This is a genomic window from Imperialibacter sp. EC-SDR9 (genome assembly GCF_902498805.1).
GTDB lineage: Bacteria > Bacteroidota > Bacteroidia > Cytophagales > Cyclobacteriaceae > Imperialibacter.
The window spans coordinates 95,211-120,532 of sequence record NZ_LR701580.1 but is presented as its reverse complement, the minus strand read 5'-3'; the positions used below and the strand labels follow the sequence as shown (position 1 = coordinate 120,532).

At 48.0% G+C, this 25,322-nt stretch carries 14 protein-coding genes; all 14 read right to left on the bottom strand.

Features of this window, described 5'->3' with window-relative positions; translation table 11 throughout:
• Positions 1–7: 7 nt before the first annotated feature.
• Positions 8–1,222, bottom strand: a complete 1,215-nt coding sequence (locus GC130_RS09925; RefSeq protein WP_151998144.1) for an NADH-quinone oxidoreductase subunit D — start codon at positions 1,220–1,222, stop codon at positions 8–10.
• Positions 1,223–1,261: 39 nt separating this feature from the next.
• The gene (locus GC130_RS09920; RefSeq protein ID WP_151998143.1) at positions 1,262–1,762 is read right to left on the bottom strand and encodes an NADH-quinone oxidoreductase subunit C; all 501 of its coding nucleotides are present in this window, start codon (positions 1,760–1,762) and stop codon (positions 1,262–1,264) included.
• Positions 1,759–2,358, bottom strand: a complete 600-nt coding sequence (locus tag GC130_RS09915; protein WP_151998142.1) for a DUF3226 domain-containing protein — start codon at positions 2,356–2,358, stop codon at positions 1,759–1,761. The genes GC130_RS09920 and GC130_RS09915 overlap by 4 nt, the downstream gene beginning before the upstream one ends.
• Before the next feature lies 1 nt (position 2,359).
• Positions 2,360–3,388, bottom strand: coding sequence for an ATP/GTP-binding protein (locus tag GC130_RS09910; protein ID WP_151998141.1), 1,029 nt, complete (start codon positions 3,386–3,388; stop codon positions 2,360–2,362).
• A 152-nt stretch (positions 3,389–3,540) separates the two neighbouring features.
• Complete coding sequence (nuoB, locus tag GC130_RS09905; protein WP_151998140.1) at positions 3,541–4,077, bottom strand: NADH-quinone oxidoreductase subunit NuoB; 537 nt, start codon at positions 4,075–4,077, stop codon at positions 3,541–3,543.
• Positions 4,077–4,589 (bottom strand): NADH-quinone oxidoreductase subunit A, encoded by a 513-nt coding sequence (locus tag GC130_RS09900; protein ID WP_151998139.1) that lies wholly within the window; start codon positions 4,587–4,589, stop codon positions 4,077–4,079. Before GC130_RS09900 ends, nuoB begins: the two co-directional genes overlap by 1 nt.
• A 189-nt stretch (positions 4,590–4,778) precedes the next feature.
• Positions 4,779–5,411 (bottom strand): LON peptidase substrate-binding domain-containing protein, encoded by a 633-nt coding sequence (locus GC130_RS09895; protein WP_370455774.1) that lies wholly within the window; start codon positions 5,409–5,411, stop codon positions 4,779–4,781.
• Between the two features lie 224 nt (positions 5,412–5,635).
• On the bottom strand, positions 5,636–7,867 hold the full coding sequence (locus GC130_RS09890; protein WP_151998138.1) for an NADP-dependent isocitrate dehydrogenase: 2,232 nt from the start codon (positions 7,865–7,867) through the stop codon (positions 5,636–5,638).
• A 307-nt stretch (positions 7,868–8,174) separates the two neighbouring features.
• Entirely contained in the window at positions 8,175–10,079 is a 1,905-nt protein-coding gene (locus tag GC130_RS09885) for a DUF2207 domain-containing protein (RefSeq protein WP_151998137.1), read from the bottom strand.
• Between the two features lie 3 nt (positions 10,080–10,082).
• Positions 10,083–10,631 carry a LemA family protein gene (locus tag GC130_RS09880; RefSeq protein ID WP_151998136.1) on the bottom strand — a complete coding sequence of 183 codons (549 nt, stop codon included), beginning with the start codon at positions 10,629–10,631 and terminating at the stop codon, positions 10,083–10,085.
• A gap of 139 nt (positions 10,632–10,770) precedes the next feature.
• Complete coding sequence (locus GC130_RS09875; protein WP_151998135.1) at positions 10,771–11,049, bottom strand: hypothetical protein; 279 nt, start codon at positions 11,047–11,049, stop codon at positions 10,771–10,773.
• Between the two features lie 202 nt (positions 11,050–11,251).
• A complete protein-coding gene (locus tag GC130_RS09870; RefSeq protein WP_151998134.1) occupies positions 11,252–11,743 on the bottom strand; it encodes a hypothetical protein in 492 nt (163 codons plus the stop codon).
• Positions 11,744–11,762: 19 nt separating this feature from the next.
• Positions 11,763–12,584 (bottom strand): 3-methyl-2-oxobutanoate hydroxymethyltransferase, encoded by an 822-nt coding sequence (panB, locus tag GC130_RS09865; RefSeq protein ID WP_151998133.1) that lies wholly within the window; start codon positions 12,582–12,584, stop codon positions 11,763–11,765.
• Positions 12,585–12,746: 162 nt separating this feature from the next.
• On the bottom strand, positions 12,747–25,244 hold the full coding sequence (locus tag GC130_RS09860) for an IPT/TIG domain-containing protein (protein WP_151998132.1): 12,498 nt from the start codon (positions 25,242–25,244) through the stop codon (positions 12,747–12,749).
• Positions 25,245–25,322: the final 78 nt, after the last annotated feature.

The window sequence follows — 25,322 nt, the reverse complement described above, 5'->3', positions numbered from 1 at the left end:
TAAAAAGTCACCTATCAACCTCTCCCAGCACAAAATCTACTGAGCCAACTATGGCAATGAAGTCGGCAATAAGGACGCCTCTCGATATTTCAGGAACGACTGACAAGTTGGAAAAACAACAAGAGCGAGCCTTGCAGCGAACGGGCACGTCATTCCGGCCATCGGCACGGAAATAGAAGCCAAGCTCTCCCTTTGGGTTTTCTGCACGAACATAGAAGTCCTGCGCCTGGGGCCTGATCTTTTTCGGAACCATGGCTCGTGGATCATAATCACGGGTGCGCTTGTGCTCTTTTGTAAGCACTTCCAGACACTGTTCAATAATCTTGACAGACTCCTCACATTCCCTGTAGCGCACCCAAGTCCGATCCCAGCAGTCGCCTACCGTTCCGACGGTGCCTTCTCCAACCGGAATTTCAAAATCAAGCTCCGGGTATACGCTATAGCCATCTATCCGGCGTAGGTCAAAGCGAAGCCCGGAAGCCCTTAGCATCGGCCCGGTCACTCCGTAATTGATGGCCAGGTCACGGGACAGCACCCCTACATTGGCGGTACGCTCAACGTAGATTTTATTGCTCAGCAACAGGTCTCTCGTTTCCACCAGCTTCGGCTTCAAGTAGGTGACAAATTCCTTGCAACGCTCTTCGAAACCTACAGGCAGGTCGTAGAACAGGCCGCCTATCCAGATGTAATTATAAAGCATGCGAGCACCGCTCACCCACTCGAGCATGCGCAGGATGTGTTCCCGGTCACGCATCATCCAGAGGAAGGGGGTGACTGCACCAATATCCAGTCCGTAGGTGCCAATGGCCACAAAGTGAGAGGCCAGACGGTTGAGCTCTGCCACAAGTACCCGGATGTATTCAGTTCTTTTTGGAATATCGTTTTCAATGCCCAGCATGCGCTCCACTCCCATTACATAGGCATGCTCGTTATTCATTGCCCCCACGTAATCGAGCCTGTCTACATAAGGAATGACTTGGTTGAAAGGCATGCTCTCAGCGTGCTTTTCGAAGCAGCGGTGCAAATAGCCCAGGTGAGGCACAACGTCGACCACTACCTCGCCATCGGTAATTACCTCAAAACGCAAAACACCATGAGTGGACGGGTGCTGAGGGCCGATGTTGATGAGCATTTGCTCTTCCGTCAGGTCTTCCGGTTTGTATTTCGTAGGCTCTGAGGCTTCGAGGTGCTTGGGGTCGTATGTGTATTGAACGGTACTCAAGTGGTTACCTGTTATTAGTTAATCGTGTTCTGATTTTCATTAGTAGTCAACTTTCATTCCGTGGTAGTATTCCTGGGTCGAATAATCCTTTCGTAGCGGATGGCCCTGCCAGTCGGTTGGCAAAAGAATGCGACGCAAATCCGGATGACCTTCGAAAGTAATTCCGACAAGGTCAAAAGCTTCCCGCTCATGCCACTCGGCAGTTTTCCAAACATCGCTGACTGTGGGGATAACTGGCAGGTCCGCCTCCTCCTGGTTTCTGGCGACAATTACTCGAAGAAGTAAATGAAAGTTGTAAGGAATGGAATAAAGGTTATAATTCACCTCGATTGTATTGGCCTCCACGCCATTATCGATAGCTGTCAGGCAGGAGAGAGAGTCAAAATAGGTTTGCTCGTTGTCACGCAGGAAAAGGCATACGTCCTGCAAATTGTCAATTGACACAACGAGGCCCTTTGGTGTGGCGTTTTCGATGGTATCCAGCACGGATGAGGCCCCAAATTCAGCTTCGATACGAGATTTAATGTCGGTGTGGGTCATTGATTTCTTGTAAAATACTTGTCCAAAAAGGCTAATAAATTATCGAGGCTATTCGATTCAAGATTCCAAATCTCGGTATCAAGCAACCACTCCTGAGCATTCCATTTTACGTGATCATGTGCATTTACGTAGATATATATCTTTGTTTTAGCGTCAATTGCTCGAAAGCCAGGAGTTTGAATTTGCTCCACACATTTTGAGTAACCATCAATACAATTCCATATGTCACTTTTATTCAATGGAGCTAAGTTTCTCACCAGTGATTCCAGATTGCCGTCCAAGATATCATTTGGAAATAGAAATGAATCTGCCTGAAAAGGTATATTTAAACGTTCTTGCTCTTCTGCAATCCGGTCAAGCAGTACCTGAACGCCGGATTTAACCTGGTTGAAATTGTTGACGTCTGCGTCTACGATAATAAGGTTCCTACGTCCGTCTTTTAATTGCTCAACCCTCTTTTTCTCTTCCAGCCTTTTATAATTGCCTCCAAGTGAGATAAACTGTACTCGATCCCCATCAGAATAGTGCCTCAGGAAAATAGCTTGAAGAAACTTCTCGTCGGTATCCCCCTCAACAAAAATGTAAGTGTCTTTCATTTCACCTTACCTCATTACCCAAAGCGAGTTCGGATTCCAGCACATCAAAATGATTGGTGTGAGCCAAAATATCTTTAGTCTGAAGATGTTCAACAAGCGTTATAGTCCTAGCCTTATCTTGCAAATCAGATAATTCTTCCAAGGCTTCTTTAAAATATTTAATACACTCAAGATTATGCGTCGAAGCAAAAAGCTGCACATCGTTTTCTTTTGCTGCCAGGAGTATTGTCTCCCAGAAATCCTTCATCCGGCTGTAGTGGATGCCTGTGTCGATTTCGTCGATCATTAGACGTTTCCCACGAAACCAAATGATGTCACATAAAATCCGAAAAAGCTTGTTTACACCGTCTCCGAAAGAAACAAGCGGCATTGAAAATCTATAATCGCTCCTTTTAATAAGCAAAGAAGGCGAATCTTTTTGTTTCAAGCTGACTTCGATATCATTGATGCTTGGGACTATTATTTTTAGCCCATTAATCAAGGCATTCTTAGAATACTTATCTTCCTGAATGTCCTTCGAATATTGATAAACGAGATCATCTTTATAGGCTAAAGAAAAAGGAATCAAAGGAGCTTTGAAATCTGGAGATAGTTCTAGCCTTTTAGAGGCATCACTTTCATATTGTAATAACGGGCTCGTAATCGGCGGCTCAACTACAAATCCCCCGCCGCTCACGTTTATTTGGAAATCTTTGCCTTTCCTGTCATCAAAGTCTCCCGACGCAAACTCAAACCTATATTTTATCAGTTCTTCACTATATTTTCCAACCTGTTCTCTATTTAGGTAGGCATACATTACGTCGCCTTTGTAAGAAGCATCTGCATTTTTTTGGATTAGCGCCCATTTAAAATTGAGAAATGACCAATCAGAATACCAAGACTCGAACAACAAAGCCTCCAAAAAACTCGTCTTCCCTACATTATTATCCCCCAGCACCAAATTGAACTGCCCAATGTCTTTCACCTCAAGCTCTTTGAAGCGCTTGAAGTTCTCGACTTTGAAATAGGTTAAATGATTTTCTCCAGCCATTTTTTTCTAATTGATTGGCGAGCCAGTTGTTGCCACCAGCTAACGCTGTGGGCACCAAATGGCAGTACCTTTCGCTAATCTACGAAAATATAGGATTTCTGGTAATACCTGACAACCGCTCCGGGAGCTTAGAGCCGCCTGGAGGGTATGGATTAAGCCTGCGTTGCTTTTTCAGCTTTTTTTGCCATCAGTCTTTCAAGTGCCGCAGGAGCCATCAGGCTCTCACCTCTAATTTTTTCCTGAAGTTTCAATATGCCCCCAATCAATGCTTCTGGCCTTGGGGGGCACCCGGGCACGTAAACGTCCACTGGAATGATGCGATCGACCCCTTTCACCACATGGTAGCCGTGTTCCCAGTAGGGGCCTCCACAGTTGGAGCATGAACCCATGGAGATGACATAGCGCGGTTCGGCCATTTGCTCATAAAGTCTGCGAACCCTATCGGCCATTTTGAAGGTAACTGTCCCTGCCACTATCATCACATCGGACTGCCTTGGAGAAGGGCGAGGAAACACACCCAGCCTGTCGAGGTCGTAATTGGAGGCCATGGACCCCATCATTTCGATGGCACAGCAGGCCAGTCCAAAACCCATGGGCCAAATGGACGAAAGCCGGGCCCAGTTGATCAAGTCGTCCACTCTAGTGATAATCACTCCGCCTTGCCCTAGTTGCTGATCAAGTAGTCCCATTATACAACCTCCTCTTTTACTACAGGTACTTCTGCCCGAATACTTTTTACTTTTTTACTCACTGCCTCATACAGCTTATCCGGCACTTTTGAATCCATCCGGGTGGCTTCCACAACTGGCCTCTCCCACTCCAGATAACCTTTGGCCCAGGCAAACACAAGCCCAAGCGCCAGTATTAATACGAAGACCGTCATTTCTCCAAGTGCAAACCAGCCCCATAGCCCACCGGTAGCGTCGACGAGTTCTTTTTGCCCAAAAACGGTTGCCCATGGGAAAAGAAAGACCAGTTCTACTTCGAACAGGAGAAAAATAAGTGCTACGATGTAGAATCGGACATTGAATTTGCCCCAGGCGCTTGTCGATGGATTCTCACCACATTCGTAGGTGGTGAGCTTTTCGATATTGGGTCTGTTGGGCCTGACAAGCATAGCAAAGCCTACGGAAAGCAGCACGAAGACGAAGCCTCCTATGATAAATAATAGTATGGTGCCAAATCCTGAAAGCTCGGGCATAGAGGTCTTTTTATGCTAAAGTAACTGATGTAGACCAATGATGCACTAAATTAATGGATTGAACTGGTTGGAACATCGTCGTTCGAAAGATGAGTCATTCACGCTGATGTGTTGTAGGCAATTAACAGAGATGCCTGCTTTCGCAGGCATGACGTTTCTTATACTGATATTCTTTGAATGAAGAACCACCTAAAAATCAAGTGCATCCAGGTGTTTGAAATGACCGTTCTGGCGAATACGGTCTTTGGCCTGCTCCATTTGCTTAACAATGGGGATTGTTAGCTTCAAGTAATTAATGAGGAACTCCTGCCTCTTCTTTTCAGAGGTGGTCTTCAGCAGCTCGTATTCCTGCTCTTTGCTCAGGCCGATCTTGTGAGCGATGGCGTAGGTGAGCATTTTTTGATCAAATTTCACGAGCCCCTCCATGCCAAGCCACTCAAACAGGTCGTTGACCAACTTAAATAGCTCTTCCTGCAAAACTACATCGCCATCCGGCATGGTTTTAACCATTTCGACCGTGCCACCGGAATACAGTTTGCCTGGCCATGGGCTGACAAAATCGAGTACTTTGAAAATACCCATGCCGACGGTTCGAACGTCCATTCGGCCATCATCGTAGGTTTTTTCAAGCTTCACAATTTTTACTTCGGTGCCATACTCGATCTTGCTGAGAACGTAAGACGGAACACCAAAGGTAGTGTTGGTATTGACACACTCCGTAATAAGCTGCCTGTACCTTGGCTCAAAAATGTGCAGGTTCAGCTCCTCGCCGGGATAGGCTACGAGGTTGAGAGGGAATAACGGAAGTTCCTTTTCAATCATCTCAATCGGTAGTATGCGTCAACATACGAAAGGTTGACAAAATAAAAAACTCGACAACATAGGACGGTTTTTTATATAACAATTAGGAATGCGTTCTGTTCTCTGAATACAAATCATCCATGGGGCTCAGAAACAAAAAATCAGGATCATCAACCTTAGACAATCCTGACGTCTGCATAAATTTTATTATCGGCTAACTCCTTAACCAATAACCCCACACCAGATCATTTCTTCAAGCTATCCACAATGGCATTCAGCGTAGCACTTGGACGCATGGCTGCGAATGTCAAAGCCTCATCAGGCTTGTAATAACCGCCGATGTCAACAGGTGAACCCTGGGCTGCCAACAGTTCTTTGTTGATCTTGGCTTCGTTTTCGCTGAGGCTCTTATAAACACCCGCAAAAATCGACTTCAACTCTGCGTCCTTATCCTGAGCGGCCACAGCTTCTGCCCAGTACATTGCCAGGTAGAAATGGCTGCCACGGTTGTCAATCTCATTTACGTTACGAGAGGGCGACTTGTCTTCCTGCAAAAACTTGGAAGTGGCGGCATCCAAAGTGTCTGCCAAAACCTGCGCACGAGGGTTACTTGTGGCAATGCTCAAATGCTCCAATGAAGCCGCCAACGCAAGGAATTCGCCTAAAGAGTCCCAGCGCAGGTGACCTTCTTCGTTGAACTGCTGCACGTGCTTGGGCGCTGAACCTCCGGCTCCTGTTTCGAACAGTCCACCACCATTCATCAACGGCACGATAGAAAGCATCTTCGCACTGGTGCCAACTTCCAAAATAGGGAACAAGTCGGTGAGGTAATCCCGTAATACATTTCCTGTCACAGAAATAGTATCAAGCCCTTTTCTGATGCGCTCCACAGTGAATTTAGTCGCTTCCACCGGTGACATGATTTGGATTTCAAGACCCTTTGTGTCATGGTCTTTGAGATAAGTATTTACTTTCTTGATAAGTTCGGCATCGTGAGCACGCTTTTTATCCAGCCAAAATACCGCTGGAGTAGCAGACAGCCTTGAACGAGTCACAGCCAGTTTCACCCAGTCCTGAATCGGAGCATCTTTTACCTGACACATTCTCCAGATGTCGCCAGCTTCCACTGCATGTTCAATCAAGGTATTACCATCGGCACCAACCACCTTTACTTTTCCAGCCGACGGGATCAGGAAAGTCTTATCGTGAGATCCATATTCTTCAGCCGCCTGAGCCATCAACCCAACGTTTGGCACACTGCCCATCGTAGTCGGATTGTATGCTCCATTCGTTTTACAGTCTTCAATTACAGCGTCATAAACACCTGCATATGATCTATCCGGAATCACAAACTTGGTATCCTTTGCTTTACCGTCTGGCCCCCACATCCGACCGGAAGTGCGAATGGCAGCTGGCATAGAGGCGTCGATAATAACATCACTTGGCACGTGCAGGTTGGTAATTCCTTTATCAGAGTTCACCATTGCCAAAGGGGGCTGCTTATCGTAGCATGCCTTTATATCTGCGTCAATTTCAGCCTTCTTATCGGCAGGAAGGGTTTCCAATTTCGCAAGCAAATCTCCCATTCCGTTATTAGGGTCTACGCCCAGACCTTTAAAAGTAGCTGCATGCTTTTCAAACACAGGCTTGAAGTACGCAAACACTGCATGACCAAAAATGATAGGGTCGGAAACCTTCATCATAGTTGCTTTCAAGTGTACTGAGAACAGCACTCCTTCGCTTTTAGCTTTAGCAACCTCGTCCTCCAGAAAAGCACTGAGCTTTTTCGCACTCAATACAGAAGCATCGATTACTTCGCTTTTTTGCAGGGCCAATTTTCCCTTCAATACAGTTACAGTACCGTTAGCAGCTACATGCTCTATTTTTATGATGTCCGCTTTATCCATGGTCACTGATTTCTCAGTTCCGTAGAAATCGCCTTCTGTCATAGAAGCAACGTGCGATTTGGAAGTTGCTTCCCATTTACCCATCGAATGGGGGTTGTTTCTGGCGTACTCTTTCACTGCCCGTGGCGCACGTCTGTCGGAGTTTCCTTCACGAAGCACAGGGTTGACCGCACTTCCCTTAATCTTATTATAACGCACATTAATGCTTTTCTCTTCAGCATTTTTGGGGTCTTCAGGATAGTCTGGCAGGTCATAGCCTTTGGCCTGCAGTTCCTTGATCGTGGCTACCAGCTGTGGAATGGAAGCACTTATATTCGGCAATTTGATAATGTTGCATTCCGGTGTTTTGGCAAGTTCACCAAGCTCTGCCAGATCATCATTGATCCGCTGCCCTTCGGTCAGTTTTTCCGGGAAGCTTGCAATAATCCTCCCCGAAAGAGAGATATCTCTCGTCTCCACTGCTACACCAGCTGGCGACGTAAATCCCTCAATGATTGGTAACAATGAATGTGTAGCCAATGCAGGCGCCTCGTCTGTAATGGTGTAAATGATCTTGCCTTGTTTTGCCATTTGTTTCCTGAGTTTCAAAAGACCTGTTAGGTCTGCGATTTATGTAAATGATTGCTAGTTTCCTTCGTTATTGGAAAATCGGCCGAGTGAACGTCCCCGAAACCTTAGGCTTCCGTTTTAGCATATGATTTTCTGCTCACTCATTATTTGAAAATCATACCGTTGACAGCGAGAAAAAATCAACCTCCCTCCTGCGGCGCCAAATTACAGTAATTTTGCTATTTCTCACAGCTAAAGGGCGATAGTGTACCCAGCTCAATTACGAAAGGTATTTGATTTAACCACGCTGTACTGATTGACAGTGACTTTACCAGCCACCGCCACCACCGCCGCCACCGCCGCCGCCCGATGAGCCACCGCCCCCGCTGCCTGAACTACTACCAGGAGCAGTGGATGAGCTACTAATGTTGGAGGTCAAACTCGAGCTGATGCTGCTACTAAATGTGCTGCTACTGAAGTGTCTCATTGAGGCATTGTGATACCAAATTGGGTGATAATCCATGCCATCGTTCGACGTGGCTTTCAGGTAAGACTCAAAATGCTCACCCCACTCGTTTTCCACACCAAGAGCAATGGAAAAAGGAAGTAGTTTTTCGAAAAGCTCCAACGCTGACCCTTTGCTTTGGAGCCGGTTGAACCTGTCCTCTTCCGCTGTTTTCATAAACAATCGTAACCCCTCCAGCTGATCCAGTATCTTCCTTCCCTCGACAGTCGGCGCTTTGATCAGGTAGATGAACATACCATTCACTATGATGTACCCGAGAGCGATGACTAGCATGAGTGCGCTCTCCAGGTTATAATATATGACAAACAAGTAACCCAATAAACCTGGGATAGTAAAGATCATGAAAGCGATGAATGCTCCCAGGCCGTATCGTTTTTCAACGAAAGTCATTCCCGAGCTGATGCTTCCGGCTACCAGGCCAATCACAGGAAGGCTAACCAGGGGAAGCCAAAATATAAGGAAGCCTGCTCCATACCTTCCCCATGGCACCATGGCAAGCATCCCGATAATTGTGATCAGAAATGCCAGCCATATATATGAACTGTTCATTCTAAAATAGACCCCGTCAAGCTCACTTTTAACCCCTTTTTGGTGGGCGGCTATGGCAGCGCTAATCGTACTATGGTTTTCCTGCTCCAACACCAACTTTTTTCGGTATGTGCCGAAAATTTTATCAAACAGCACCCTTTGAGCAGTAGAGGCCACTTTGATTTGGTTTTCGTCGTTCTTATGGAGGCTGAACTTCTTGTCCTCGTAGTCAATTGTTAAAAGGCCTTTGACGCCCATATCGACCAAGTCGGCTGCAAGTCCTTTCTGTCCATACCCTTCGTGATAGACATAATAACAGTCGGCGGGCGAAAAACCATTTGGGGGTTCAAATAAAGGAATGATGGCTCCCTTTTTAGGATCGACCCCTACCTGATTCCACGCTCTTAGCCAATAAATCAAAAGCAGCCCAAGAAGGCCGGCGCTGATATAAATGCCCCATTGATCCAACCAAATATAGAAAGCTTTCAGCGGCCGTTCAGGCTCCGTGACTATTCCTTTTGGCCAGGCAACAGCTATGGTTAAGTTCTCGTAGGCCTGAAACGGGCGGGTCGTGGTAAAGGTGATTTGATTGCCCTCCTCTGTCACCTCGAAGTCCTTGCCATCGTCGCCTTCGAAACCGGTATAGCCACTGTATTGTGTAATGTCCGCATCAGGCGGCAAATGGATAGTAGCTGAAACTTTTCCCATAGGAAAAATCCAGCCATTACCATTGATGTTGTAGTAGAGTTCATCATAACCGTCGAAAAAACCCAACTGATTTTCCGACCGGTACTTAATGGTGTAAGTATATTCGCCTGGCTCAAGAAACACATTTTCCTCACCTATATAAACCACTTCCCCATTTCTGCTGCCTTCAGTGTGGTAAGGCGCTCTCTCCCCATCTTTCAGCACTTCCAATACTTCGAAGCCAACAGACATCGAAAAACCGTCGCTATCTGTGTATTCTGTTGGGTACGCCCGGTAAATGCCCCTCCTTATCTCATTACCATTGGCATAAACTTTAATCGTTTCCACTACATCGATGGAAGCATCCTGGTTTATCGTGATGTCACTTTCATAAGAAATGACATGCTCCTGATGAGGAGAAATGATGCTTTCCTGTGCTGCAAGGCCCGAAAAGAACAGGCCTCCCAGCAATAGCGTTACCAGCTTCTTCATGGTTCAGAATTTTACCTCCGGAGCTTCCCGCTGGGCGTTGTCCATTTCGAAATAGTCTTTTTTGCTAAAAGCAAAAGAGGAAGCCACAAGGTTGCTTGGAAAAGACTCGATAGTGATATTCAAGTCACGCACCACACCGTTGTAATATCGACGAGAAAGCTGAATAGCATTTTCGATCTCGGAAAGCTGCTTTTGAAGGTCTTGAAAATTAGCGTTGGCTTTCAGATCCGGGTAGTTTTCGGACAAAGCAATCAGGCGACCCAGCACGGCGCTTAGGCCCACTTCTGCGTTCTCCTGGTCTTTTACTGTGTTGGCCGACACGCCCATGTTCCGCCATTTGATCACGTTTTCAAGTGTCTCCTTTTCATGGCTGGCATAGCCTTTCACAGTATTGACAAGGGCCGGTATCAGGTCGTAGCGCTTCTTGAGCTGAACGTCGATACCGCTCCAGGCCTCTTCAGCCATGTTTTTGTTCTTAACAAGCCGATTGTAAACACTGATGGTGTAGAGGAAGAGGACGACCGCCGCCCCCATGATAATGTAAAAAATCATAGATCAGGGTTGGTTTTTGATTCAATATACATCAAAGGGAAAAGAGAAAAAAGGCCGAAGCATCATCTATGATCAAAGTCATGGAGGAAGGCTAGAGATTGATGACGTTCAGCACCTAAAACGAGGCTTCATCCCTTCTTTAGATGGGAATCTCTATTCCAGCTTCTAACATTCTCTCTCTGAAAGTTGAATATCTTAGAAGAGATATATCAAAGCCTTCCGCTCTGGTTAACGCCTTTTTGTCATTTGAAAAGAAGACAATATCAGAAAAGGCAAAGCTATCACTCGATTTGGCCTTTTGACATTGGATTATTGCATCAGCCTCGCCAGCATTCTCGTCATTGCTACCCACGAAAATCTCTATTTCCTTCTTACTCACTTTGATCGGACACAGCGTAACTACACTAAATTCCTTCATTATCCATTTTAGAACTCTGTTTCTTTTCTTATCCCTGCGCTTAATGAGAAACTCGTATCTAACTGTCGCTGGAATCCAAATAGCAGTGTAAGTAATTGCGAGAAATGAGATTACTTTCATGAAGCTGTCCTTTCTGCCAGCTTCAATAAGTAAAGAAAGATTTACTAAGACGTCATTATCAATTAACAGTATTGATCGATATCTACTTATTCCCATCGTCTGACGAAAGTCCGATAAAGAGAATAACCATTGCCAACAAGGCCAAAAGAACTGCAAAGTCATTCCCGCTTTCACTCTTTGCACCGTTTTTTGGCTCCAGTTGCCGAACAGTTTCCTGGACAATATCGGCAAACGCCTTGTTGGTTCCTCCCCCATAGGGCAGAACATTTATTTTCTTTTCAATATCCTTTGGCAGTACAACATTCGAAGGCAAAATGGCATGGATGTTTTTCGAGCGGCCTAGAAGATACCTTATCTCTTCTTCTGTCCCTTTGTCCAATCCAGTCTTGTCATGCATTAACAATAAAGCCGTGCTTGACTTGGACAGTTTCTTATATATTGCCTCCGGGTTTCTCCCCAGGTGTTTAGGGACAACATAAATAGTATTCTTACCCTGGCTTTGCGCCAATGCTTGAAGCCTGATAGCTAAGTCCGAAGACGAGTAGTCTCCTTCAGGGTATATTATTGATATCATACTATAAATCTAATGAAAATTAATAACTCTCCTCTTGCGTTGGGAAGTCGTTCTTTTTCACATCGTCAATGTAGTTTTCCACCGCAGAAGTCATCACGCTGTCGAGGTCGGCATAGCGGCGCAAGAACCTTGGCTGAAATTCCTTGGTGATGCCCAGCATATCGTGCACAACAAGCACCTGACCGTCTACATCAGGCCCGGCACCAATGCCAATAATCGGGATGCTGACAGCCTCGGCTACTTTTTTAGCCAGCTTGGCTGGAATTTTTTCCAACACGATGGCAAAGCAGCCTGTTTCTTCCAGCAGCCTGGCGTCTTCGATAAGCTTCTGTGCTTCAGCTTCTTCCCTTGCCCGGACGGTGTAGGTACCAAATTTGAAAATAGACTGCGGTGTTAGGCCAAGGTGCCCCATTACCGGCACGCCTGCGCTCAGCACCCTCACAATGCTTTCCTTGATCTCGCTGCCACCCTCCATCTTCACGCCGTGTCCGCCCGACTCCTTCATGATCCTGATGGCGGATCGCAGCGCCTCAGTGGAGTTGCCCTGATAGGAGCCAAACGGAATGTCGACAATGACCAGGGCACGAACCACAGCACGAACCACACTTGTGGCGTGATAAATCATCTGATCCAGTGTAATGGGCAAAGTGGTATCGTTGCCCGCCATGACATTGGAAGCGGAATCCCCAACAAGAATGACGTCTATGCCTGAGCCGTCCAATATTTTGGCCATGGAATAGTCATAGGCGGTAAGCATGGCTATTTTCTCCCCCCTGTTCTTCATTTCCTGAAGCTGGTGGGTGGTTATCTTCTTAAGATTCGTGGAACGGGCTGATGGCATTTTGCTGATTTTGGGTGAAAATTAAAGAAAAGCCTTATCGATAAGAAATTTGATTCCCTCTTAACAAAAGATAGGACGCAAATAGTTTAAAAAAACAAAAACCCCAACCAACCTGATAGTGATCAGGAGGAAGGGGTTGTTGCCGAAAACTGTTGTTGTGACCTATTTAGCAATCATGACTTTTATCTGATAAGGTAAGATCTCATTTGTTTCCGCTCTTACAAACTTACCCATATACATGCCATTTTTCAGATGGGAGACGTCGAAGATCCATTGGTGGTTCCCCTTGTCAGTTTTCAAAAGTTGAGACTCAAAAACCTGCAACCCCGCCAGGTTAAAGATGACGAACTTCACGTCGCCAGCCTTTTTATTTGAAACTTCAAGGGTCAGCTCATTTTGCACCGGCATTGGGTAGGCTACCAGCTTTTCGACAACCAGCGGATCGTTTATCCCTGCCACCACTTCATCAATCCTCACCAGCACCGTTCCGTCTTCTGTAACAATGGCAGTTAAGGCCACTTGATCAGTTTCATTAACAAGGTCGATGACTGCCGAGCCGAAATCCATCGGCACGCCTGCCAATTCCACACTTAGCATGTACTGACCAACAACCAACCCTCTCATGGTGAAGAGGCCATTTTCATCAGTTTCTGCGTCTGTCACATAAGCCCCGGTTGCGGCATTCAGCAGGTTGACTGTTACGCCAGCAAGTGGGTCTCCCTCATCCAGAATCCGGCCAATCTCAAGGCCACTCACCCGACTGTTGCCGCTGGTATTGACCAGCTTACCTCTCACGACACCCCGTCCTGTAGGTGCAGGTGCCACCTCGACCACTTCTATGTCAACATCACTCCGGGTAGCTGAAAGCGAAAGGGTAACAGCCTCCCTTACAAGGAGCGTATTTCCGAACCAGGTATTTCTCAGATTAGGGAACCTTGCCCGGTCAGGCTTGGCAAAAATCAGGTAGTCGGCAGGCTCAAGATTGACGAAACTGAATGTATTGTGGTTTTCTGCCAGTATCAACTCATCAGTGCTCACAATGTCCCAGCCGCCAGCTGCATTGGCTTTGTAAAGAAGCACTTCAGCCACATTCACTGCGGATCCGCCTGGTGTCACCAGCAGCCCTGAAATACTCAGGCTGGTCACCTGGGCCTGAATAATTAAGGCTTCGTCGTTGGTATCGCTTACTGTGCCGTCTGCTGTTCTCACCCTCACAAATCCATTGGCTGTGGCTGCGTTAGGCACACTCCAATCGAACGAGTCATTCAGGGCAGCCACCGTTCCTGAGGTCAGGGATTCATAAGTGGCTCCGCCGTCGGCTGAATATTCCACAACAAGTTCGGCACTCTGATCAACGGATGTCGTCGTCCACGTCACTTGCTTCACCACTCCGCCCGAAAGTACTTCACCGCTTTCCGGAGAGGTAACGACAATGGATGGAGCTGGTACTACGCTAAATGTCGCTGAGGTTGCTGAAACGTCATTGCCAGCATTCACCAGCTTAAACTGGGCTTCCTGAGAGACGGGACCTTCTATCGTTACCGTCATTTTACCGGCGAGTTCTGAAGCAAGCCCGGTTCCTTTTGAGCTAAATGTTGTGCCGTTATCCGCCGAGTAAAGCAGCTCCAGCTCGTCCGAATCAAGCAAGTACTGTGCGATCCAGGTCACATCATGTGATTCGCCAATAAACAAGGTCTCGCCTTCAGTCGGACTTGTGAAAGCCAACACGGGCTTTGGCAAACTTGTGAAAACTTCGTCAGACACATCGCTTACTGACTCCCCAGTCTCCGTACTGATTCTGACAAGTGCCTCATCGCTGTATGCCTCTTCCATCACCAAGTCATAGACGCCCGCCAGTTCTCCGATAGTGCCTACACCCAACTCCTGGTAGGTCGTTCCATTATCAAGAGAATACTCGAACAGCAGAGAAGTAGCTCCGGCAAGTCCTTCAGTCGTAAACTCAATTTGCGCAGGCTTCCCAAAGCGAACTGTTTCTCCTCCGTTAGGGTAAACCACAGTAAGCAATGGCTTGATTCTTACCGTGAAGTCATCATCACTTTCATCAGACGCCTTATCGCCATCAACTGCGACTTTTATTCTGGCGGCAGTAGTTGGGTCACCTTCTGGGGTCCAATCGAATGTACCAGAGAAGTCACCTACAACACCTGCAACAATTTCTGTGTAGCTGACCCCACCGTCAGCCGAGTAACTGATGATCAAAGGCGAGTCAGCATCCAGTCCTTCCTCAGTCCACGTAATAGCGTAAGAATCTCCCAGATTAAAGGTTTCTCCTCCATTTGGCGCTGTCACCACCACCGATTTGCGGATAAATGTCTGCGCACTTGCGGCACTTGCTTCTCCTGATGTAGTTACTGTTAACGCACCAGTGGTAAAGCCAGCGGGCACCGTCACTTCCAAAGATGTGGTTGTAGCGGAGAAGGTCAGCGCAGAAACTCCTCCTCCAAAGTTGACTGTGTTGTTGGCTGCAATTGAGCTAAAGCCCTTGCCGGTGATCGTCAAACTTTCTCCACCATAACCGGACGTAATCGAAAGGCCGGCTGCATCAATTTGCGGTACTATAACAAAGCTCGCCGCTGAAAATGGTCCGGTGGTGGTCCCATTGGATGTTACGTTAAGCGCCCCTGTAATGGCGCCTTCCGGCACCAGCACAGTCAGACTGGAGGCTGTGGCAGCACTCACCGTAGCAGTTACACCCCCATTGAAATTCACCACATTTTGGGAAGCATTTGCGGCTATAAAGCCCGTGCCGGCAATCGTCAAGGTAGAACCTATCGCTCCTTTGGCTGGCGAGAACCCTCCGGAGGAAATGGAGGGGAGCACTACAAAACTATTGGCCGTCGCTGCCGAGGTGCCCGAAGGGGTAGTAACCGTAAGTGAACCAGTAGCCGCACCAGCAGGCACAGTTACCGATAGAGAATTAGCAGAAACTGAGAATGGCACCGCCGTGGCTCCGGCAAATGCTACCTGAGTGGCACCACTGAAATTAGTACCGTTGATCTGAATAATGGCACCTGTTATAGCTGCAGCTGTGAAAGTGGTAATCTTCGGTACAATGCTGAAGTTACCAACGGATTGTATGGTAATGCCTCCCAATCCCAACGATATTTTTCCGGTCGAAGCTCCCGAAGGCACTATGGCACTGAGCTCGTTATCACTGGAGACTGTGAAGGAGGCATTAGTATTGTTGAATTTTACAAAAGTTACTGTTGACAGATTGGCACCCGAAATGGTCACCACATCGCCTGAGCCACCCGACACAGGGCTAAAGCTTGCAATCGACGGCTGGCCCTTTATTTCGATGGTGCTGCTGCTGCTGGTTCCTGAACCCGAAGGCGTCGTCACCACTATGTTGCCAATTCCGACATTTTCTGCAACCGTCGTTACTTTGACGAAGTCAGAAGAGACCTGGTCAATCGTAGCAGCTGTGCTATTGATTGTCACGCTTGTCGCTCCGGTAAATGTTTTTCCATTGATGGTGATCTGGCTGCCTACCACAGCCAATGCAGGGAAGCTGATCACCTTTGGTGTCACGTTAAATGTGCCTGCCGTAAACGACTGCCCAGCCTTTTTGATGACCACATCGCCGGATGTTGCTGATGAAGGTACCGTAACCGTAATGCTGGTACCATCAGGGTCGACGGTGAAAGAATTGGCAGATACTCCATTTACTTTCACCTCATTGGCCCCATTCATATTAACGCCGCTGATAGTAAACTGGGAGGCAACCGGCCCACTGGCTGGATTGATGCTGAAGCTGCCTGGTGACGGAAGCAAGTTGAAGTTAGCACTACTCAGCACCTGCTGAGAAGAGGTTGTGTTGATAACTTTTATCGGCCCAGTGATTGCACCAACAGGCACCGTCACTGTAAGACTATTGCTGTTGGCACCAGAAACAGTCGCCTGAACAAAGTCAGCCACCCCTGTGAAGTAAACTTCGTTGGTACCGATAGTCGAGCCGAAATGGGAGCCGTTGATCGTCACGATGCTTCCCTCCAGGCCTGTGTTGGTGAAGCTGAAAATCTTTGGCACAACACTAAAGGCAATTGTATTGGACGTCACGCCTCCTCTTGTCACAGTCACATTTCCGGTCGCAGCAGCATTCGAAGGCACCGTTGCTTTGATATTGTCATCATTGAGAATGTCAAAAGTAGCAGCGGCTCCGTTAACGGTCACCGTGGTTACGTTTGGCAGGCTGAAATGGTCTCCGCTGATAGTAATAGTGCCACCGGCAATTCTGGCTGCCGGATCGATTGCAGTAATACTTGCTGCAGGAGAAACGATCAGCGCCTGGGCACTCTCTGCCAAAATACCTCTGCGGGTAACGGCCACTTTGCCGACTCCCTGCGAGCCGGACGGAACCACGATCTGTAGCCTGTTGCCATTGACAAAGATTGGTGTCACTGCCACGTCATTTACGGTCATACCACTGATGCTACCCAGGCTTTCGAAGTGACTGCCCTCCACATATATTGTTTGTCCTTCTACCACCCTTTCGGTGGCAGGAGTGAGGCCGGTAAAATCTGATTTTAGGAAGCCCAGGATTTTGTGTTCCACCACAAACTCGTCCATGGCGAAAATGGTAAGCCCACCCCTGATGAGTTCGATATTGTTCGATGTCCCATCTGCGTAAGCAGCAGCACCCGAAGGCACCTTGGCCGTGATGGTATTGTCATCGTCGACAGTGAAGTTACCCCCACCCACAAAAGCACTGTTTATTTTCACGGATGTAACATCGGGGGACGTAAAGCCTGACCCGGTGATGGTCACAAAAGAACCCGCCGGAGCACTTGCCTCGGTAATCTCAGTGATGGCACCCTGATCGTCAAGGGTCAGCTGATCGGCGAGTGTCACTTCTATATTACCTTCTGCGCTTGTCACCGTCTTCACCAGCTTCACATCGTAGCTGGTAGCTGTCAAGGCCGGGCCGCTTTGGGCCGTCAACACCAGCTGCAGGGCGTTGTCGCTTAGCACTGTGCTTTGGACGGTTGTTTCATTGCCTCCATCGATGAGCACCACCGAATTGACACCAGGAGCAGAGAAGTTGCTACCGCTAAGCGTCAAAGTTTGCCCAATAACATAGGTGGAAGCAGCAACATCTGTAGTCACCGATGGCTTCATGTAGAACTGAGCTGTGCCCGAGAAATCTACGTCCGATCCGTCAAACCCTGATACCGTCAGGCCTCCTCTTGCTATCTTTAGCGAAACTGTACCCCCGGTGATATTGGACGGAACGGTAAGACTAATTTCACTGCTGCTGTTAACCGTTGAGCTTACCAGCACATCGTTGAGATACACCTGAGGTGTGTTATCGAAATTAGTGCCGGTAATAGTCAGCGACTCCGTTTTTCCTTTTCTGTCGCTGTCAAGTGAGGCGATAGTGTGTGGCGCCAGCACGGTGATGTTGCCAGCAGACACCTGTTCGCCCAACCTGGTAAGGACTATTTCGTGGCTGCCTGGCGTGGTATTAGTCGGCACAGTAAAAGTAAGACTATTGGCGTTGATGGACGACACAGACACAGCCTGTCCACCCAGTGTCAAAGTTGCAGAAGGCGAAGTAAGAAACGTGCCATTTACCGTTACGGAAGCACCTGCTGCCACGGTAGAAGCCGACAAACTGCTGAATGTATGCTTCACAGTAAATGTCCCCAGCGACTGAGTGAGGCCTGCTCTGGTAATCTGCACATTTCCCTGTGCATTGAAATTGGAAATATTGGGCACCGTGGCCGTTATTTCCGTGGCGCTATTGATTGTAAATGAACTTACTGAAGTATTGTTGATGATGACAGAAGACACCGCCGGACTGGTGAAGTTCTGGCCGGTCATTGTCAATGTTCCGCCGATCGCCTGAATTGTTGGGCTGAAGGAACTCAGGACTGCTCTTGGCACTATTGTGATGTCGGTTGTGCTTTCTACCGTGCCCACAGGACTCGGCTTGATCACTTCTACCTTGCCAGTTCCCACAGCGTTGGGAATGGTCACGCTTAGCGAACCATCACCTGCAATGGAGAAGGTCGCATTCACGCCATTCACCTTTACCTGGCTGACAGAAGGATAGTAGAAGTTACTGCCTGAGACGCTTATCTGCTGACCTACCACATAGTTTTGTGTATTAAAAGTGGTGGAAATACCATGGCGTACATAGAAATCGGAAGTACTCTGGATCGTTAGTCCGGCACGTGTGATCGCCACCTTGCCCTGGCCGGCGAAGTTCATGCTGTTCGGCACTTTCACGACAAGCTGCGTAGCCGTAGCCGACTGGACCGCAGCAGCCACGCCGTTGAGTGTGACAGACGTAACTGCTGGCGACGTAAAATTAGTCCCAGTGATTGTCACATCCTGCTCCAACCCGGCTACCTGAGTGAAATTGGTGATCGTGTGCGGTGCAACAACTGTCAGCTCTGCATCGCTCTCATCGCTCAGACCATTTTTAGTCACAGTAACTTTATAGTTACCTGGAGTCATGGCAGGCACTGCAATCGACACGCCGTAGTAGTTGTTATTGCTTATGATGGTGGCAACGGTGCCACCGACCTTTACCTGTGAAACAGCATTAAGGAAAGTGCCACCAACGTTGAGTGTGGCTCCCGAAGCAAGGGTTGAAGCAGAAAGGCTCGTAATGTCGGGGACAATTTCAAAATTATTGGTGGACGTGACCGTTTCACCTGCCCTGGTAACGCTGATGGCTCCATTGTTGAAGATGGAAGGTACCGTAGCCTTTATTTCCGTGTCTGAGACCACATTGAAAGTAGCGTTGGTGCCGCTGAATCTGACAGCGGAAACAGCCGGACTACTGAAATGCTCGCCGGTAATGGTTACTTCTGTTTTCGTTACCTGGCCACTTGCCGGCGCAAATGACGAAATGATGGCGTGAGGTACGACAATAAAGTCGCTGGCACTCTCACCGCTCTCCAAAATGGTCTGGTTGGTCACCCGCAATTTGCCTGTGACAGCCCCAACCGGAACTGTTACGTTCAGAGAGGTGCTGCTTCCATTGGAAATAGTTGCCTGCTTGTTGTTGTAGAAAGTAACAAGGTTGTTGGAAGCGGTAGGATTAAAGCCTGTTCCAGAAATAGACACACTCGCTCCCTCAACCGCTCCGGTGGCAAGCGTGAATGATGTTATCTTTGGCAAAACAGTAAACTGTTGTGACCCTTCAACTGTCACGCCTCCTTTCGTGAGTTCAATCTTTCCCGCACCGTAAATCCAGGTGGGGACGGTAAACTGCATGGTGCTATTGTCAACGACACTAAACGAGACGCTGTTCCCATTAACCAATAAACTGCTTGGTGCCGGGCTCTGGAAGTTTTGCCCTGTGATGGTCACTACCTGACCGGAAGTGGCTTTCAAAGGAGAGAAGCTCGCAAACACCGGCGCAGCCACCACATCGAAGCTGGCGGAAGACACACCTTGCTGAGACACATCGTTATTAACGACAGTCACTGAACCATCAATAGCGCCCTGCGGTACTATGACTGTGATTGCCGACGTATTCTGCGAAACAATAGCCGCAGGCTTATTCTGATTAAAATATACTGTGTTGTCGACGCCACTGAAGTACGAGCCATATACAGTTACCTGTGCACCCGGTGCCGCCTGAAGCGTACTCAGCGAGGTAATTGCTGGAATAACAGTCACGTCTTCCAAACTTTCAACCTCCAGGCCACCTTTGGTCACGCTCACTTTTCCGGTACCCGCAATGGAAGATGGCGAAATATGCACGGTGATCTGTTGATCAGAGTCTATAGTGAAATATGGATTTCCGAAGTAATAGTATTGATAGGTGATGCTTTGTCCGTTAATTTTTACCGAACTGGCTCCTGTGAAATTATCCCCGGTGATGACCAGCGATTGCCCCTTGGTGATTTTGGTAGCAGACAAGGATGTGATCTTGTGTTGCTCAACTGTGAGGTCATCCGACGCCTCGAAGAATCCATTGTTAGTACTCACAGTCACCTTGCCAGTGCTGGCTCCCTGGGGCACGGTCACACTGATTTGGTTGTTTGACACTACGGATGCGGTAGCAGCCAGGCCGTTGATAAATACCTGGGTGTTGTTGTTGAGGAATGATGTATTCACACCTGAAATGGTGACAGTTTCAAAAATGCCGGCCATTTTTGGTGTGAAATCAATCGACTGAATTTTAAACTCCTGTGCGGATGTATAAACGGTTCCATCAACATCCACCTCCACTGGGCCGGTAGCTTCCACGCCTGTTGGAACCACTACTGAAAGCAAATCAGCACTTTCCACCACTACAGAGGTTGCTGCCACAGCTCCTAAAATGCCATTTGTAAATGTTACCGAAACAGATGTGGCCGCATCGAAATCAATACCACTACCGTTGATAAAGATAGTGTTGCCCACCTGCCCCTGGTCTGGAGTAAGGGTAATTCCCGAAAGCACGAGCTGACTCGGCGAAATGGCCGTTCCTTTGCCGGAAACATTCACTTTGATGAAGCCAGAAACCGCTCCCTGTGGCACTTCAACCACCAGCTGAGTAGCCGAGGCGGACGTTGGATAGGTGTTTATATCCGGAAAACCAGGGAAGGTGATTTGGTTGTGATTGGCAATAGATGAAAAGCCGCTTCCGTCAATTTGAAGATCGGCGCCGCTGTTGATCAACGTAAGCGAGCTGATGGAAGGAGCAGGAAGGATTGATACTTCAGCGCTGGCGATTGCTGCAACGCCTGACTGATCCACAAGGCGGATGACGGCGTTGGTTTGGGAGGCAACTTCGGGAACCAGCCAGTCGAATTCGGTGAATGAGGGAGACAGGTCGTCTTCTATCAGGAACCAGGTGGATCCAGCATCAAGCGAGTACTCAACACCAAGCAGATCAACCAACGTACTACCCCATCGAATGGTGGTGACACTATTGGCAATAAGTTCAGCGGCATTTTCCGGAGCAAACATCACAAGAGAGGGGCCTGAAGTGGCTGCTCTACCTTGCACGCTTACATTTACATCAATGTTTGATAGGTTGGAATCGACAAATCGGTTTCTTACGACGCCCTGCGAAAGTGCTCCATTATTGGCAGCAGGGGCAAACTTCACATACACAGGAATGCTCCGGATACCAGCTTGTGGTGCTATCACCAAACTGTTCGTAAAGCCGGATTCGTCACTCAGCGAAATCTCAAAATCGTCTGGGCTAGTTGAAGTGACAGTTACGCCAACGTTGGTTACATTCAGCAGATAAGATAACACCGTTGACGTGCTCGCTTGCCTGATGCCAAAGTCTACAAGGCTGACAAGGTCGTATCCCTCATCGGTCGCAACCACAGGATACACCACATCAAACGTTTCTGTTTCGATGGTTTGCCCTCCTCCAACGATTCTGAATTTGGCATTTTCACCGACAAAATCGGGTGTGTAGCTATAGGTGACATCAAAGTCAGCAGAAATATCAATAGCGTCCTCGATGAGCACCTGAGTCTGCCCGGGCACCACATAATAGAGGTCAAAAGCGCTGAGTCCGTCATTCGTGAAAGTGATATCAACGGGAAGATCGTACACAAGAACATTTCCACCTTCCTGAGGGTAGCTGACGGCCAGGTTATAAATGGCTGGGCTGGCAATGTAAAATATGTCGGAAGCCCCCAGAACAGTTGTTCCATACTTAGCTCTGATGATACAGGACTCAGAAATAAACGAAGGATTGGTCGGCACAAAATCGAAGAAATATGACCCGGCAATATTGTCCAGGGTATTCAGTGCGGCCGTTTGGATTGTATAAGGGAAACTTACGCCGCCGTTGGTCGACAGCTCAAAAGTAAGCACATCAGTTTCCGCAATTTCCGAAGGCAAAAACTCGACAGCGACCGAGCCACCCAGGTACACCACATCACCTGATGGACTGGAAAATTCAACCGCCCTGACTGGAACAGGCACAATACTGAAAAAGCTGTCGCTTTCATCAGATTCTACAGTGGTTGTGTTGGTGATTTTCACCTTTACGTCTGAATTCACATCATCAGGTACTGTCCACACATATGAATTACCGGGAACAGCCGAGTACAATCCAGAAAATATGGTTTGGTCTCCTGCCCCTGCATTGTAGCTGATCACGATATTGTCGGAGCTATTCCAGGCATCAGAAAGTGCCCAGGAAATGCTTACCTCATCGCCGACGAAAAAGCTTTCGCCTCCGTTCGGATACGAAAGTGCCACTGGCTCGCAGTTAGTACAAACAACAAACGAGTTGCTCATGTCTTCTTTATTGCGGGAGTTGTTCCAAACTCTCACTTGAACATTTGCGTCTACTCCAGTGCCAGGATTTGGAATGGTCCATGCCCGTGTCATGACGTTGCCAACGGGGTTGAATGAAGTCCCTGACCCTTGAGCAACAGATAACCAACTCCCTCCATTGATTCTGTAGTAGATATAGAAATAGTCAGAAGTTTTGTGATCCCCATTTTCCCAAACAATACTAAAGGGGCTCCCTACAGCTTTGTACTCTCCGCCTAGAGGGGAGGTAATACTTACAGAAGATTCGTAATACAGCCTGAATGGACTGCTGATATCCTCGACGTTGCGGGAGTTGTTCCACACCCTCACCTCTATGTCGCTGTCCAGGTTGGTTCCCAAATCCGGCAGTGTCCAGTTGTAGCTCATTTGGTTGCCCACAGGACTGAATGACGTGCCACTGCCTTGTGTAATGGCATACCAGCTGCTTCCGTTTACCCGGTACTGCAGGTAGAAATAGTCACTGGTTTTATGGTCGCCGTTCGTCCACTCTACCAGCTGGGTTTGCCCGAATTTCTTTTCCTCAGCGCCGGTTGGTGTATCAATAGCTAAGGAAGATTCGTAGTAAAGCCTGAATGAGCTACTGATATCCTCGACATTGCGGGAGTTGTTCCATACCCTCACCTCTATGTCGCTGTCCAGATTGGTTCCCAAATCGGGCAATGTCCAATTGTAGCTCATTTGGTTACCCACAGGGCTGAAGGACGTGCCACTGCCTTGTGTGATGGCATACCAGCTGCCTCCGTCTACCCGGTACTGTAAGTAGAAGTAATCACTTGTTTTATGGTCGCCGTTCGTCCACTCTACCAGCTGCGTTTGCCCAAATTTCTTTTCCTCAGCGCCGGTTGGCGTATCAATAGCTAACGAAGATTCGAAATAGAGCCTGAACGAGTTACTGATATCCTCGACATTGCGGGAGTTGTTCCACACCCTCACTTCTACGTCGCTGTCCAGATTGGTGCCCAAATCGGGCAATGTCCAATTGTAGCTCATTTGGTTACCCTCAGGACTGAAGGACGTGCCACTGCCTTGTGTGATGGCATACCAGCTACCTCCGTTTACCCGGTACTGCAGGTAGAAGTAGTCACTGGTTTTATGGTCGCCGTTCGTCCACTCCACTAGTTGGGTTTGCCCAAATTTCTTTTCTTCAGCACCGGTTGGAGCATCGATCGCCAACGAAGATTCGAAGTAAAGCCGAAAAGCCGGGCCGTAACCATAGTATCCCTGATTGTTGTTCCACACCCTCACTTCTATGTCGCTGTCCAAATTGGTTCCCAAATCAGGCAGCGTCCAATTGTAGCTCATCTGATTACCCGAAGGATTGAATGAGGTGCCACTTCCTTGCGTAATAACATACCAGCTGCCGCCATCCACACGATAGTGAAGATAGAAGTAGTTGGAATTGAGATAGGTAGCGTTATTCTTCCATGACACCGTTAGTGTTTCACCAAACTTCTTTTCTTCTGTGCCAAGCGGGCTTAAAATGGTGATATCACCCTGCGGAGAAATAGTAAATTCGTCGGATAGGTCGAAAACGCCCGCATCCTGGTCTGCCTCCACTCTAACCTGGGCAGTTGACACCGCTGAACCAGTCACTGTCCACTCATAACTGTTTTCGCCATCAGGAGAATCCACATTTTCGGCTATCACCACATCGCCCGAGCCGGTATTGTAGTAAAGATTAACCCCGCCCGTGCTACCCGAAGCGGCGTCGACGTTGGTACTTTCCCAGGTGATGAATTGGCTGGTGCCTATTTCCCAATTGGAGGCTGATGTTGGTGAGGTGACTACGACCTCCGGATCGGAAGAACCACCGCCATCAAAAAACCTGCTCCCATCAGGCTGATATTTGTAGTCGAATGTAAAAGAAGTGCCAAATCCGCCATCAGGAAGACCTGTGATCTCCATTACGGCATAATGGCCTTCACGTGTGTATACTCCCCACAGTTGCCCTACCGAAATAGGAGCACCCTGTGTTCCGTCAGGCCAATCCCATGACACCGTCACCCAGGGTGAAGCATTGGTTCTTTCAGCCACTTCTGTGACGGATTCGATGTCTCCGGTGCCTATTAGCAAAAACCGTCTGCCAGTGGAGTTAAGCGAAGTGCTTCCCTCGTTACCAAGGTTCACTCCTTCATTGCTCACAAATACAAAGTCGACAAGGTAATCGGCATCGTCCTCTTTGCCTGCAGTTTCTTCTCTTGAAAAATCAAATCCGCTGTTGAAAGAACTTGTAGCTGAGCCTGTAACTATGCCCTCTCCTGTGAACAGGACGACTGTAGAATTGTGAGCATTTAAGTCAGGCGAGGAAAAGTTCTCGGCACCTAACGCCCAGGCAGTCATTGATGAAAAAAACAGGGCGGCAATAACAAAAATCTTGATAACAGCTTTCATTTCAACAGGTCTTTCGGTCTAATTGGATTTTAACATCCTAAAATTAGACCAGGCCAAGACCGTCCGAAATACCGTCTT